1 protein-coding gene is annotated in these 713 nt (G+C 67.3%); it reads left to right on the top strand.

Annotated elements, in window-relative coordinates:
• Positions 1-713, top strand: a 713-nt coding sequence (locus WT53_RS01420; RefSeq protein ID WP_156447841.1) for an ABC transporter ATP-binding protein, incomplete at both ends; no start/stop codon positions are given.

The raw sequence follows: 713 nt of genomic DNA, 5'->3' as shown, positions 1-713 counted from the left end.
GAAGGCGAGATCGTCGGCCTGCTCGGCCGATCGGGCTCGGGCAAGTCGACGCTGCTGCGCATCATCGCCGGCCTGATCGAGCCGACCGACGGCGAAGTGACCTATCTCGGCAAGCCGTTGCGCGGCCCGGCCGAGGGCGTCGCGATGGTGTTCCAGACCTTCGCGCTGTTCCCGTGGCTCACCGTGCTGCAGAACGTGGAAGCCGGGCTCGAGGCGCTCGGCGTCGGCGCGCGCGAGCGGCGCGAACGCGCACTGGCCGCGATCGACCTGATCGGTCTCGACGGCTTCGAGAACGCGTATCCGCGCGAGCTGTCGGGCGGGATGCGCCAGCGCGTCGGGTTTGCGCGCGCGCTCGTCGTCGATCCGACCATCCTGCTGATGGACGAGCCGTTCTCCGCGCTCGACGTGCTGACCGCCGAAACGCTGCGTACCGACCTGCTCGATCTGTGGACGCAGGGCCGCATGCCGATCAAGTCGGTGTTGATCGTCACGCACAACATCGAGGAAGCGGTGTTCATGTGCGACCGGATTCTCGTGCTGTCGTCGAATCCGGGCCGCGTGATCGCCGAAATCAAGGTGCCGTTCAAGCATCCGCGCAATCGTCTCGATCCGGCGTTCCGCAAGCTGGTCGACGACATCTACGCGAAGATGACCGCGCGCCAGACCGGCGAGGCGACGAAGAAGGGGCTCGAACTCGGCAGCTGGCTGCCGCA

The sequence above is a fragment of the Burkholderia sp. MSMB2157WGS genome (assembly GCF_001532755.1).
Taxonomy (GTDB): Bacteria; Pseudomonadota; Gammaproteobacteria; order Burkholderiales; family Burkholderiaceae; genus Burkholderia.
Note: the sequence above shows the minus strand (reverse complement) of the source record. Positions and strands in the feature narration are given on the sequence as shown.